The sequence below is a fragment of the Rhodococcus sp. As11 genome, from assembly GCF_048957735.1.
GTDB classification, from domain to species: domain Bacteria; phylum Actinomycetota; class Actinomycetes; order Mycobacteriales; family Mycobacteriaceae; genus Rhodococcus; species Rhodococcus gordoniae.
This window is the reverse complement of the sequence record NZ_JARDJE010000002.1, coordinates 220,884-233,539: the sequence shown is the minus strand read 5'-3', so window position 1 is coordinate 233,539 and position 12,656 is coordinate 220,884. Positions and strand designations below refer to the sequence as shown.

Genomic DNA, 12,656 nt, shown 5'->3' with positions numbered 1-12,656 from the left:
ACTAGCGCAGACGGCGCCGGCGCACCGCGTCGCGCGCGACGATGAACACGAGCAGGGCCGCCGAGCCGATCAGGTACAGGCTCTCCACGTGTCCTTCGTGGTTGCCGATGAGCATCAGCAGCAGGAACGCCGCGACGACCAGCGCCATGACGCGGAAGAACTTGGGGGCTTCCCCGCTCCAACCCCACTCGGCCGACGGAACTTCCGCCGCCACATCACTACGAGTGGACTGCAACTCGGTACCGGCCACGGCTTCCTCCTGCTCACCAGATGCTTCTGTTGCTGCTTATCGTGACATACGACCCCCTGTCGTACGAAGCGGGGCATGCGTGTGGCGCCTCCCGGCGGGTGGAGGCCGGGCGGTTCAGGAACTGTTCAGGTGCGTGGGGAACAATGCTCGCGTGGCCGACACTCGATCTTCTTCCCGCACCCGGGTGCTCCTGCTGGGCAGCACCGGTTCCATCGGTACCCAGGCACTCGACGTGATCGCCGCCAATCCCGACGAGTTCGAAGTCGTCGGTCTCGCCGCCGGCGGCGGCAGGACCGACCTGCTCGCCGAGCAGATCCGCGCGACCGGCGTACGGGAGGTCGCCGTGGCCGATCCCGACGCCGCCGCCCGGCTCGACCTGCCGGTCCGGAGCGGCCCGGCCGCCGTCACCGAACTCGTGCGTGAGGTCGGCGCGGACGTCGTGCTCAACGCCCTCGTCGGCTCCCTCGGTCTCGAACCGACCCTCGCGGCGCTCGGCACCGGCGCGCGACTCGCATTGGCGAACAAGGAGTCGCTGGTCGCGGGCGGGTCGCTCGTCACGAAGGCGGCGGGGCCGGGCCAGATCGTTCCTGTCGACTCGGAGCACTCCGCGCTGGCGCAGTGCCTGCGTGGCGGCAGCGGCGACGAGGTGGCGCGCCTGGTCCTGACCGCCTCGGGCGGACCGTTCCGTGGCTGGACGGCCGATCGCCTCGACTCGGTGACACCCGAGCAGGCCGGTGCGCACCCCACCTGGTCGATGGGACCGATGAACACCCTCAACTCGGCCACGCTCGTCAACAAGGGACTCGAACTCATCGAGACGCACCTGCTCTTCGGCGTGGAGTACGACCGGATCGACGTGACCGTGCACCCGCAGTCGATCGTGCACTCGATGGTCACCTTCGTCGACGGTTCCACGCTCGCCCAGGCGTCGCCGCCGTCCATGAAGTTGCCGATCGCATTGGCTCTCGGCTGGCCGCACCGCGTCGCGCACGCTGCACCGGCGCTCGACTTCTCGGCGGCGTCGACCTGGGAGTTCGAACCCCTCGACGACGACGTCTTCCCTGCGGTGCGGCTCGCACGCCAGGCCGGTCTCGGAGGCGGATGTCTCACGGCGGTCTACAACGCGGCCAACGAGGTCGCTGCGGAGGCCTTCCTCGCCGGCGCCCTGTCGTTCCCGCGGATCGTGCAGACCGTCGAGGCCGTGCTGAACGACGCGCACGAGTGGTCCGCCGAACCCAGTACCGTGGACGACGTGCTCGCCGCCGACGGCTGGGCCCGCGACCGGGCGCGCGCACTCGTATAGGAGGATCGGCCACTCATGATGTTCGCACTGGGCGTGGTGGTGTTCGCCCTCGGCATCGCCATCTCGATCGCTCTGCACGAGGCCGGCCACATGTGGACGGCGCAGAAGCTGGGCATGAAGGTCCGGCGTTACTACATCGGTTTCGGCCCCCGTGTGTTCGCGTTCCGCCGCGGGGAGACCGAATACGGTCTCAAAGCGGTTCCGGCCGGCGGGTTCTGCGACATCGCGGGTATGACGGCTCTGGACGAACTCGCGCCCGACGAGGTCGACCGCGCGATGTACAAGCAGAAGACGTGGAAGCGTCTGGTCGTGATGTCGGGTGGCATCGCGATGAACTTCCTGCTCGGCATCGTGCTCGTCTACGGCCTCGCCGCGAGCGCGGGACTGCCCAACACCGACAACCGCGCAGTGGTGGGCACCGTCGGCTGTGCCGCACCGACCCAGGACGGCCCGCCCGACTACACCCCGGCCGACTGTTCGGGTCCCGGTCCGGCCGAACAGGCCGGCATCGCACCGGGCGATGTGATCGTCGCGGTGGACGGGCAGCCCGTCGAAACGTTCGGCGACCTCGTCCGGGCCACGCAGCCGTTGTCGGGCACAGTGCCGTTCACCGTCGAGCGCGGCGACGAGACCCTCACCGTGCCGGTCACGGTGCAGCAGGTCCAGCGCTGGGTGTACGAGAGCGAGTCGCCCGACGCCGAACCCGTCTCCCGGACGGTCGGCGCGATCGGTGTCGGTGGTGAGCCGGGAATCATCGAGTACACGCCGCTCTCGGCGATCCCTGCGACCCTCGACTTCACGGGCTACCTCGCGGCCCGTACCGCCGAGGCACTCGTGAGCCTGCCGAGCAAGGTCGCCGACCTGTGGACGGCCGTCACCGGTGGTGAGCGTGCGGTCGACACCCCGGTCAGCGTCGTCGGAGCCAGCGTCATCGGTGGCCAGTTCGCCGAGCGCGGCATCTGGGAATCGTTCGTGCTGTTGCTCGCACAGCTGAACTTCTTCCTCGGTGCGTTCAACCTCCTCCCGCTGCTGCCGCTCGACGGCGGGCACATGGCCGTCGCGATCTACGAGAAGGCCCGCAACTGGCTGCGCGGCCTGCGCGGGCTGCCCGTCGGCCCGCCCGTGGACTACATGAAACTGTTGCCGCTGACCTACGTGGCGGTGGTCATCGGTGGGGCATACATGGTGCTCACACTCACAGCAGACATCGTCAACCCCATCAAGCTGTTCTGATCTGCGCCGGTAGACTTGCCGAGTAGCGACGAAAGAAGGCGAACTGTGACCAGCCCCGTCGGATTGGGCATGCCCGAAATTCCTGCGGTCCTCGCACCCCGGCGCAAGACCCGCCAGCTCATGGTCGGAAATGTCGGCGTCGGCAGCGATCACCCGGTGTCCGTGCAGTCGATGACCACCACGAAGACGCACGACGTGAACGCCACTCTCCAGCAGATCGCGGAACTCACGGCGTCCGGCTGCGACATCGTGCGTGTCGCGTGCCCGCGTCAGGAGGACGCCGACGCACTCCCGATCATCGCGAAGAAGAGCAAGATCCCGGTGATCGCCGACATCCACTTCCAGCCGCGGTACATCTTCGCCGCGATCGACGCCGGTTGCGCGGCCGTGCGCGTCAATCCCGGCAACATCAAGGAATTCGACGGTCGTGTCAAAGAGGTCGCGAAGGCGGCCGGCGATGCGGGAATCCCCATCCGCATCGGCGTCAACGCCGGTTCGCTCGATCCCCGCCTGATGGCCAAGTACGGCAAAGCCACCCCGGAAGCGCTCGTCGAGTCGGCGTTGTGGGAGGCGAGCCTGTTCGAGGAACACGGCTTCGGCGACATCAAGATCTCCGTCAAGCACAACGACCCGGTCGTGATGGTCGAGGCCTACCGGCAGCTCGCCGCGCAGTGCGACTACCCGCTGCATCTGGGTGTCACCGAGGCCGGTCCGGCCTTCCAGGGCACCATCAAGTCGGCCGTGGCCTTCGGTGCGCTGCTGAGCGAGGGCATCGGCGACACGATCCGCGTGTCGCTCTCGGCGCCACCGGCCGAGGAGATCAAGGTCGGCACCCAGATCCTGCAGTCCCTGAACCTGCGTCCCCGCAAGCTCGAGATCGTCTCCTGCCCGTCCTGCGGACGCGCCCAGGTGGACGTCTACTCCCTCGCCAACGAGGTCACGGCCGGCCTCGAAGGCATGGAGGTGCCACTGCGGGTCGCGGTGATGGGCTGTGTCGTCAACGGCCCCGGTGAGGCCCGCGAGGCCGACCTCGGTGTGGCCTCCGGAAACGGCAAGGGCCAGATCTTCGTCAAGGGCAAGGTCATCAAGACCGTGCCCGAGGCGCAGATCGTCGAGACGCTCATCGAGGAAGCGATGCGGATCGCCGACGAGATGGAAGGCGACGCCGCGGGCGGCGGTCCCGTGGTGTCGGTCGGCTGATACGGGTGGGGCGCACGGGACGGGCCTCTCTCACTTTCGGGTCCTCCGGTTTCCACGCCGCCGCCCGACATGGCACCCTGATGTCGTATCGGCTTGTCGACGGGTGGTGAGCGAGTGCTCAAGCTTCTGGGTGTCCGGTCGTTGGGCGGACGTGACACCGCCGCGGTGCTCCGGGTGCTCGCCCGAGACCCCGTGGCCGCGTGCATGGTGGCCGGCCGCATCGAGGAGTACGGGCTCGACGGACGTGCCGTCGGCGGCGAGATGTGGAGCCGCGGTGGACCGGAGACGTCGCTGTGTTTCTCGGGTGCCAACCTCATTCCGCTGCTGGGCAGCCCGGACGACATCCAGGCGTTCGCCGAACGCGCGAGTCGCGGTCCGCGGTTGTGTTCGTCCATCGTCGGTCGCGCCGAGTACGCGCTGCCCATGTGGGAGCGGCTCGAATCCACGTGGGGCGCTCCCCGTGAGGTGCGCGCCGAGCAACCCCTCCTCGTCCTCGACCGCGAACCGCTCGTGGACCCCGACCCGCTGGTCCGGCCCGTGCGGACCGACGAACTGGATGTGTATCTGCCCGCCGCGATCTCGATGTTCATCGAGGAGGTCGGCATCGATCCGCGAACCGGCGACGGCGGTGCGGGCTACCGGCGTCGTGTCGCGAGTCTGATCGCGGCGGGACGTGCCTGGGCGCGCTTCGAGAACGGGCAGGTCGTGTTCAAGGCGGAGGTGGGCTCGCAGTCGTCCACGGTGGGCCAGATCCAGGGCGTCTGGGTCGATCCCGCACACCGTGGCACAGGTCTCGGCACGGTCGGCACAGCCGCTGTGGCGTGCGCGGTCGCTCGCAGCGGTCGTCTGCCCAGTCTCTACGTCAACAGCTTCAACGCTCCGGCCCGCGGAGCCTACGCCCGCGCAGGATTCCGTCAGGTCGCGACGTTCTCCACGGTGCTGCTCGACTGATTTCCCGCCGGCTCTGCCTACGATGACGGGCGATGAGACCTCGAAGCGGCACCCCGGCATCCTCGTACACCCGCGCGCTCCGGATCTGCGCGGCGTTGTCGGCGACCGTCGTGCTCCTCGGTCTGGCCGTCGCGTGCACGCCGCGACCGGCCGGTCCCGAGGCGGCCGCCCAGGCATTTCTCGACTCGTTCGCCGCGCAGGACGTGGACTCGGCGGCGGCCCGCACCGACCGTCCCGACGACGCGGCCGTCGCGATGCAGGAGGTCCTGGACGGGTTGCAGGCCGAATCTCTCACGGCCACAACCACATCTGTCCGGATCAGCGGCGACTCCGCCGCCGTGGGATACAGCTACGAATGGCACCTGCCGAAGGAACGGGTGTGGCAGTACGCCGGTGAACTCAACATGGGGCGCAGCGGGACCGACTGGGTCGTGCGGTGGGCGAAGTCCGCGCTGCACCCACAGCTCGGCGAACGACAGACCATGCTGCTCCGCAGCAGCCCGGCACCGCGTGCCCGCGTCAACGAGCACGCCGGGAGCGACATCCTCGTCCCCGGCACGGTCTACGGCATCGCGTTCGACGCGTCGACAGCCACCGACCTCGCCGGTGCGGCGCGTCAGCTCGCATCGGCACTCTCGGAGTTCGACGCCTCGCTCACCGCGCAGGCCATCGCGGAATCGGTGACGGCCGCGTCCGGTCCGCGTGCGGTGCTGCGGCTGCGCGAGGACGACTACGAACGCGTCGCCCCCCGCCTGTCGGGGATCGACGGAGTCGTGGTGACCGAGCAGGCCGATCTCGTCGCGACCGACCGCAACTTCGCTCCCGATCTCGTGGGGCAGATCAAGAAGACCGTCATCGACGAGGTCGACGGTACGGCGGGGTGGAGTGTCGTGGTGGTGAACCAGTACGGCGTCGACACCGGGGTACTCACCGAGACACCGCCGCAGCCGGCCCCGTCGTTCTCGGTCAGCCTCGATCGTCCCCTTCAGGTCGCGGCCCAGGCGGCCGTCGATGCGCGGACCGAACAGGCGATGACGGTGGTGATCGAGGCGTCCACGGGCGCCGTCCTGGCGGTGGCCCAGAACAAGGCCGCCGACCGCGACGGGCCCGTCGCGCTGGCCGGCCAGTATCCACCGGGTTCGACGTTCAAGATCATCACCTCCGGTGCGGCGATCGCCGACGGGCGTGCGACCCCGAACACCATGGTTCCGTGCCCCGGCCGCATCACCATCGGGGAGCGGAGCGTGCCGAACTACAACGAATTCGAGCTCGGAACGGTATCTCTCGCCACGGCGTTCGCCCGATCCTGCAACACCTCCTTCGCCAAGCTCGCCTCCGAGATGGAGCCGGACGCGTTGACGATCGCCGCCTCCCGGTTCGGGATCGGCGTGGACTACGAGGTGGTCGGGATGCCGACCTTCACCGGTTCGGTTCCTCCTGCAGAGGATCTCGTCGAACGGACCGAGGACGGCTTCGGCCAGGGCAAGGTCGTCGTCAGCCCGTTCGGGATGGCGCTGACCGCGGCGACGGTCGCTGCCGGCCGCACCCCCGTGCCCTATCTCATCGCCGGGCGCGAGACGGTCGTCGACGGTGCACCGCCGCCGGTGACGCCGGAGATGGTGGAGGGTCTGCGCGAGATGATGCGGCTGGTGATCACCAGCGGCACCGCCGATCGCATCCGGGACCAGGGCGATGTCTACGGCAAGACCGGTGAGGCCGAGGTCGAAGGCGGGTCGCACTCGTGGTTCGTCGGCTACCGCGGTGATCTCGCGTTCGCGACGCTCGTCGTCCGCGGCGGCAGCTCCGACAACGCGGTCGCGGTCACGCGTGACATGTTCGACGCCCTGCCGCCGGAATACGACGAGGGAGCCTGAGCTCAGGCCAGGGCCGGATCCTCGGCGAGGGCAGCGAGTTGTTCGAGCAGCGGTGCCGCCGCGACGAGTTCGGCGGCATCGGCCGTATCCATCGCGGCGAGCACCTCCTGCATCCGTGAGATCCACATGCGCCGGATGAGATTCCCGTTGTGCTCGGCCAGGGGGGTGCGGTGCAGATGGTGCGATCGCCCGTCGTTCGGGTTGGTCGTGCGGGAGACGAGGCCGCGGGCGACGAGGCTGCGCACGGTGGCACTGACGTTGCTGCTCTGCAGTCCGAGCATGCGTGCGAGGTCGGACACGGTGATGCCGGGGTGGTCGGAGAGCACCCGCAGGACCTCGATCTCGGACTGGGGGATCCCGACCAGGCCCGATTCGCGTTCGCCGACGCGCTGCAACTTCCACACGAGCGTGCGCACGCTGTCGGCCAGGCGGTCGACGTCGGCGTCGCTGAACCTCGGGTCGTCGGTCATGCCTCGATAGTAGGCTAGAATCTATATATAGAGTTATATATGAATTCGAACCTATAGATCGAGGTGTGATGAACCGACCCTCCGAGGCCGCAACCGGCGTGAAGACCGACAAGCACGGATCCGGCGGCCGTCCGCTGTCCGGCATGTCCGTGGCGTCGCTCAGCCTGCTGGCCGCCCTGGCCCCGCTCGCCGTGGACATGTACCTGCCCGGCTTCCCCGACATCGCCGAAGAATTCGGCAGTACCGCGTCCGCGGTGCAGTTCACGCTGACGGCCTTCCTCATCGGCATGGCCCTCGGCAACCTGATCATCGGACCGTTGTCCGACCGGTTCGGTCGCCGCTCGTCCATGCTCATCGGCACCGCCGTGTGCGCCGTCGCGAGCGTCGCGTGCGCCCTGGCGCCCACCGTGGAACTGCTCGCGGTCTCCCGCTTCGTCCAGGGCTTCGCCGGCGCCGCCGGCATCGTCGTGGGTCGAGCCGTCGTCTCCGACCGTGCCGAGGGCATCGCCGCGGCGAAGTTGTTCGGCCTGCTGGTGCTCATCAGCGCAGTGGCGCCCATCGCGGCGCCGCTCGTCGGCGGCGGCATCATCCTGTCCGTCGGCTGGCGCGCCGTCTTCTGGTTCCTGGCCGCGCTGAGCCTCGTGATGCTCGCGGCGATCGTCTTCTTCCTGCCGGAGAGCCTCCCGGCTGACCGTCGCTCGGCGGGTGGCCTCGGCGGCCTGCTGAGCGGGATCGCCGTCGTCGTCCGCGACCGCACCTATCTCGGCTACCTGCTGGCCCACACATTCGCGTTCGGTGTGCTCTTCGCGTACATCTCCGCGTCGCCGTTCGTGATGCAGAAGGTCCACGGCCTGTCGACCGGCTGGTTCACCCTGCTGTTCGCGTTCAACGCCGTGGGCATCAGCCTCGGCAACGTCGTGAACCAGAAACTGCTCCAGCGCACGACCCCGCACCGGCTGCTCGGCATCGGGCTGGCGCTGCTCGTCTTCTGGTCCGCCGTGCTCACCGTCAACGCCCTCGCGGGACCCGTCCTCGGTGTGACCGTGGTGGCCCTGTGGTTCGGCGTCGCAAGCCTCGGACTGGTGCTCGGCAACGCCGCGACCCTCGCCCTCGGTCAGGTCCGCTACGCCGCCGGCACCGGCTCGGCGCTCCTCGGCGCCCTCCAGTTCCTGCTGGCGGCCGTCGTCGCTCCGATCGTCGGCGCCTGGGGTGAGGACACCGCGGTCCCCATGGCCCTCGCCATGCTGGTCACCGCCGTCCTCGGTCTCAGCTCGATGGCGCTGGTCCGCAACCGCTGACGACCTCCGGCCCTTCTCGTGATTCAGTCCTCCTCACGACCGGTCGTACTCGTGGGCCGGCCGTCGCGCCGGCCCGCGAGTCGCGTCACCAGCCACAGCGTCACGCCGATCCCGAGCAGCACCCCGGCCGTCCGGTACTGGGTCGCGGGCCGGTCGACCCACGGCAGGACGAGGAACAGGCAACTGGCCGCCCCGAGCACCGGAAGGATCGTCCGCACGCGGAAGTGCCGGTGTTCCACGTGGTCCCGGCGTAGGACCAGGGCAGCGACGTTGACGATCGCGAGCACCCCCAGCAGGAGCAGCGGCGTCGTACCCCCGAGTTCGGGCACCCCACCGACGAAGACAACGAGACCGACCGCGAGCAGCGTCGTGAACGTGATCGCAACAGTAGGGCGTGCGGCGGGTCGGGTGCACCCGCCCGAGGACCGCGGGCAGGACGTCCTCGCGCGCGATGCCGTAGATCAGGCGGCTCGACCTCAACATGTTGATCAGCGCGGTGTTGGCCACGGCGAACATCGTGACGAAGGCGAAGGTCCCGACCGGGAAGGCCGGCGCGCCGACCTCGACCACCCGCAGTAAGGGCGTCTCGCCCGCCCCGAGTTCCTCGGGCGGGACGAGCGCGATCGCGGTGATCGACACGAGCACGTACACCAATGCGGCGAGACCCAGGCCGAGCAGCAGCATCCGGGGGAAGATCCGGGTGGGCTCCTTGCACTCCTCGGCCATGTTCACCGAATCCTCGAACTCCACCATCGCGAAGAAGGCCAGGGCCGTCCCCGCGACCACCGCGGAGAAGACGGACCGGTCGCCGGGATCGATCTCGACCACACGCGAGAAGTCCCCGCCGCCGAAACCGAACGCCCACATGCCGATCGCGACGATGATGAGCAGGCCGCCCAACTCGATCATCGTGAGCACCACGTTGGTCTTCACGCTCTCGCCGACCCCGCGGAAGTTGATCACCGCCGGGACGAGGACGAAGACCAGCGCGATTACGGTGATCCCGGCCGTGCCGGCCAGGTCGAGTCCGAAGGCCTCGGCAAAGTTCGCGGCGAACCCCCCGCGCAGCCGTGGTGGCATAGGTGATGCCCGAGGACATCACGGCGAACGCCACCAGGAAGGTCAGGAAGTGCACGCCGAACGCCTTGTGCGTGTAGAGCGCCGCTCCGGCCGCCCGCGGATACTTCGTGACCAGCTCCAGATAGCTGAACGCCGTCACCGTCGCGACGGCGAACGCGACGAGGAACGGCAGCTACACCACGCCACCGACCTCGTTCGCGACCTCCCCGGTGAGGGCGTAGATGCCGGTGCCCAGGATGGCGCCGATGACGAACAGCAGGAGCAGACCCGACCCGAGGACGCGGACGAGCTGGGGTGAGTCGGTCGTCTCGGCCACCGCAGGCCGCCTTCCGCGCACCCGGTCCGCCGGCGGGGGACCGGCCGGATTCAGGGCAGCAGCCCCGACTTACGCGCCGCGACGACGGCCTCGTGGCGGGAATGGACGTCGAGCTTGCTCATGGCGCTGCGCAGGTAGCTCTTGACCGTCTCGGCACCGACCGACAGGCGCTGGGCGATCTCGGCGTTGCTGCACCCGAGCGCCACATGGGACAGCACGTCGGTCTCGCGCGGGGACAGCACGACCTCCGTCGGTTCCGGCTGCGTCCCGTCGAGCACTCCGGCGAGCCGGTCGGAGAGCGAGCGGAGCTTGTCCTGGAGCGCCGGGTCGGTCGCGCCCTGGGCGAGCACCCGTAGCTCGGCGTGTACTTCGCGGACCTGCGCGGTCGCGACCGGATCGCGGTCGCCGGACGAATGCTCGAGCATCGCGAGTCGCCGATCGACCTCGTCGCGCACCGCGATCTCGTGCGCGAGACGTGCTGCCGCCTGCGCGAACGCCGTCACCGCGCGATCGCCGACCGGGGCGCACTCGCGGGCCGCGCCGTACAGCACGGCGCGGGCCTTCCCTTCGACGAGCACGGGCACGGCGAGGATGGACCGCAACCCCTCGTACAGCACCGGACGATCGAAGTGGTGCGTGATCGACGCGGAACGACCGTAGTCCGACACCGTCACCACCCGCGACTCCGCGAGAACGCGGCCGCCGAGACCTGCGCGCGGCGGCACCACGACACCGGCCAGGCTGTTGGTGCGGGTGCCGAAGAATTCGCTCAGTTGCAGCGATCCCTGTTGTACCTCACCGGCGAAGACCACGGGCAGTTGGGCGTGCGCCGCGGTGCGGCGGAGTTCTCCCCGCAAGGCATCACCGTCGCGGGGACGCAGGAGCGCCGACGAGGAGGACGACACGAACGCCACCCCTTTCCGGGGGTATCGGGAATACGGTGTGACTCGAATCATAGACGTCGAACGGGTCTATCCCACAGACGACGACATACCGGCCGGTACGGACGAAAGGACCACGATGCGCGACACAGCAAGCCGTGTGCGGACACTGCTCGAGCGGTACGACACGGCAGACGCCTGCGCAGCCCGATTGCTGTGCGACGACCACCCCGCCGATGCGGTGGCGTTCACCGTCATCGACGCCGATCTGAGTTCCACCGACCTCACCTACGGTGAGCTTCGGGAACGTTCGGCGCGCTTCGCCGCGGCGCTGGCGGATCTCGGTGTCGAACCCGGCGACCACGTCGCCACGCTCATGGGCAAGTCCGCCGATCTGGTGGTCGCGGTCCTCGGCATCTGGCGTCGCGGCGCGGTGCACGTGCCGTTGTTCACCGCCTTCGCGGCGCCGGCGATCGCCTTCCGGCTCGACGCCAGCGGCACCAAGGTGGTCGTGGCCGACCGCGACCAGGCGGGCAAGCTCGCCGCGGGCTCCGACCTTCCCGCCGACGTGCCGTGGCAGGTCGTCGTGGCCGGTGAGGGCAATGCCGACGCATCGGGTCGCGGGGCCCGCGACTTCGGCGAACTGCTCGCAGCGCATTCGGCCGACGACCCCCGAGGCGAGGCGGTCGCCGTGGGTGGGGGCGGACGGCTGGTCCAGCTGTTCACCTCCGGCACGACCGGCACCCCCAAGGGCGTTCCCGTCCCGGTGAAGGCGCTGGCGTCCTTCCACGCCTACCTGGAGTTCGGTCTCGACGTGCGCGAGGACGACGTCTTCTGGAACGCCGCCGACCCGGGATGGGCATACGGGCTCTACTACGCGCTGCTCGGGCCGCTCGCCGCCGGTCGGCGCAGCCTCCTGCTGCACGCCGGCTTCTCGCCCGCGCTCACCTGGAAGATCCTCGACACCTTCGGCGTCACCAACTTCGCGGCGGCCCCGACCGTCTACCGGAGCCTGAAGGCCGACACGGCGGAGCATCCGCGGGTCCGGCTGCGCCGCGCCTCCTCGGCCGGTGAGCCGCTCACCCCCGACGTCCTCGCCTGGTCCGAGGAGACCCTCGGCGTCGTGGTGCGCGACCAGTACGGGCAGACCGAACACGGCATGTTCGTCGTCGACGCATGGGCGGACGAGTTGCGCGAGGACACCCCGCCGCGGTCGATGGGCAAGCCCCTGCCGGGCTGGAGCTGCACGGTGCTGCAGGAGGACAGCGACGAACCGGCCGAACCGGGTGAGGTCGGCCGCGTCGCGATCGACGTGCACGCGAGCCCGCTGGTGTGGTTCACCGGGTATGTCGACGCTCCCGAGAAGACCGCCGAACGGTTCAGCGCCGACGGCCGGTGGTATCTGACCGGCGACGCCGGGAAGGTCGACGAGAACGGATTCTTCTTCTTCTCGTCCCGCGACGACGACGTGATCATCATGGCCGGTTACCGCATCGGCCCGTTCGACGTCGAATCGGTGCTCGTGATGCACCCCGACGTGATCGAGGCCGCAGTGGTCGGATTGCCGGACGAGCTGCGCGGTGAGGTCCTCGAGGCGTTCGTGGTGCTGCGCGAGGGAGTCCACGGCGACGATGCGCTCGAGGCGGACCTCCAGAAGCTCGTGAAGCAGAAGTACGCCGCGCACGCCTACCCGCGCGCCGTCCACTTCGTTCCGCACCTGCCCAAGACGCCGAGCGGCAAGGTCCAGCGGTTCAGGTTGCGCCAGGCGGGCGCCGTCGGCTGATCTGTGGATGACGGCCC

General features: G+C 69.3%; 10 protein-coding genes and 1 pseudogene. 7 read left to right on the top strand and 4 right to left on the bottom strand.

Going from position 1 to position 12,656, the window contains the following annotated elements; all coding sequences use genetic code 11:
- Window position 1: 1 nt before the first annotated feature.
- Window positions 2–250, bottom strand: coding sequence for a DUF2631 domain-containing protein (locus tag PV766_RS03510; protein ID WP_026003452.1), 249 nt, complete (start codon window positions 248–250; stop codon window positions 2–4).
- A 151-nt stretch (window positions 251–401) separates the two neighbouring features.
- On the opposite strand from PV766_RS03510, the gene dxr reads away from it, so the two are divergent.
- The 5 genes from dxr to PV766_RS03485 all read left to right on the top strand — a co-directional run bounded on the left by dxr (window position 402) and on the right by PV766_RS03485 (window position 6,811).
- Complete coding sequence (dxr, locus tag PV766_RS03505) at window positions 402–1,553, top strand: 1-deoxy-D-xylulose-5-phosphate reductoisomerase (protein WP_421096406.1); 1,152 nt, start codon at window positions 402–404, stop codon at window positions 1,551–1,553.
- A gap of 15 nt (window positions 1,554–1,568) precedes the next feature.
- Window positions 1,569–2,786, top strand: coding sequence for a M50 family metallopeptidase (locus PV766_RS03500; RefSeq protein ID WP_129976596.1), 1,218 nt, complete (start codon window positions 1,569–1,571; stop codon window positions 2,784–2,786).
- A gap of 45 nt (window positions 2,787–2,831) precedes the next feature.
- Window positions 2,832–3,986, top strand: coding sequence for a flavodoxin-dependent (E)-4-hydroxy-3-methylbut-2-enyl-diphosphate synthase (ispG, locus tag PV766_RS03495; RefSeq protein WP_064063381.1), 1,155 nt, complete (start codon window positions 2,832–2,834; stop codon window positions 3,984–3,986).
- Window positions 3,987–4,100: 114 nt separating this feature from the next.
- Window positions 4,101–4,937 carry a GNAT family N-acetyltransferase gene (locus tag PV766_RS03490; protein ID WP_016933176.1) on the top strand — a complete coding sequence of 279 codons (837 nt, stop codon included), beginning with the start codon at window positions 4,101–4,103 and terminating at the stop codon, window positions 4,935–4,937.
- Between the two features lie 95 nt (window positions 4,938–5,032).
- Window positions 5,033–6,811, top strand: coding sequence for a penicillin-binding transpeptidase domain-containing protein (locus PV766_RS03485; protein ID WP_421096487.1), 1,779 nt, complete (start codon window positions 5,033–5,035; stop codon window positions 6,809–6,811).
- Window positions 6,812–6,813: 2 nt separating this feature from the next.
- Here PV766_RS03485 and PV766_RS03480 read toward each other — a convergent pair whose 3' ends face one another.
- Complete coding sequence (locus PV766_RS03480) at window positions 6,814–7,281, bottom strand: MarR family winged helix-turn-helix transcriptional regulator (protein WP_421096405.1); 468 nt, start codon at window positions 7,279–7,281, stop codon at window positions 6,814–6,816.
- 68 nt (window positions 7,282–7,349) lie between these two features.
- On the opposite strand from PV766_RS03480, the gene PV766_RS03475 reads away from it, so the two are divergent.
- Entirely contained in the window at window positions 7,350–8,579 is a 1,230-nt protein-coding gene (locus PV766_RS03475) for a multidrug effflux MFS transporter (RefSeq protein ID WP_421096404.1), read from the top strand.
- A gap of 23 nt (window positions 8,580–8,602) precedes the next feature.
- Here PV766_RS03475 and PV766_RS03470 read toward each other — a convergent pair.
- Both PV766_RS03470 and PV766_RS03465 read right to left on the bottom strand, forming a co-directional pair.
- A pseudogene (locus PV766_RS03470) lies at window positions 8,603–9,975 on the bottom strand (APC family permease).
- Window positions 9,976–10,025: 50 nt separating this feature from the next.
- On the bottom strand, window positions 10,026–10,889 hold the full coding sequence (locus PV766_RS03465; protein WP_084421578.1) for a LuxR C-terminal-related transcriptional regulator: 864 nt from the start codon (window positions 10,887–10,889) through the stop codon (window positions 10,026–10,028).
- 106 nt (window positions 10,890–10,995) lie between these two features.
- Here PV766_RS03465 and PV766_RS03460 point away from each other — a divergent pair, with 106 nt between their 5' ends.
- Window positions 10,996–12,639 (top strand): AMP-binding protein, encoded by a 1,644-nt coding sequence (locus tag PV766_RS03460; protein WP_421096403.1) that lies wholly within the window; start codon window positions 10,996–10,998, stop codon window positions 12,637–12,639.
- The last annotated feature ends 17 nt before the right edge of the window (window positions 12,640–12,656 follow it).

What these genes read in the sequence shown, in the direction of transcription:
- PV766_RS03475 (WP_421096404.1), top strand. Translation starts at nt 7,350, where the DNA reads ATGAACCGACCCTCCGAGGCCGCAACCGGCGTGAAGACCGACAAGCAC.
- PV766_RS03460 (WP_421096403.1), top strand. Translation starts at nt 10,996, where the DNA reads ATGCGCGACACAGCAAGCCGTGTGCGGACACTGCTCGAGCGGTACGAC.
- PV766_RS03500 (WP_129976596.1), top strand. Translation starts at nt 1,569, where the DNA reads ATGATGTTCGCACTGGGCGTGGTGGTGTTCGCCCTCGGCATCGCCATC.
- PV766_RS03480 (WP_421096405.1), bottom strand. Translation starts at nt 7,281, where the DNA reads ATGACCGACGACCCGAGGTTCAGCGACGCCGACGTCGACCGCCTGGCC.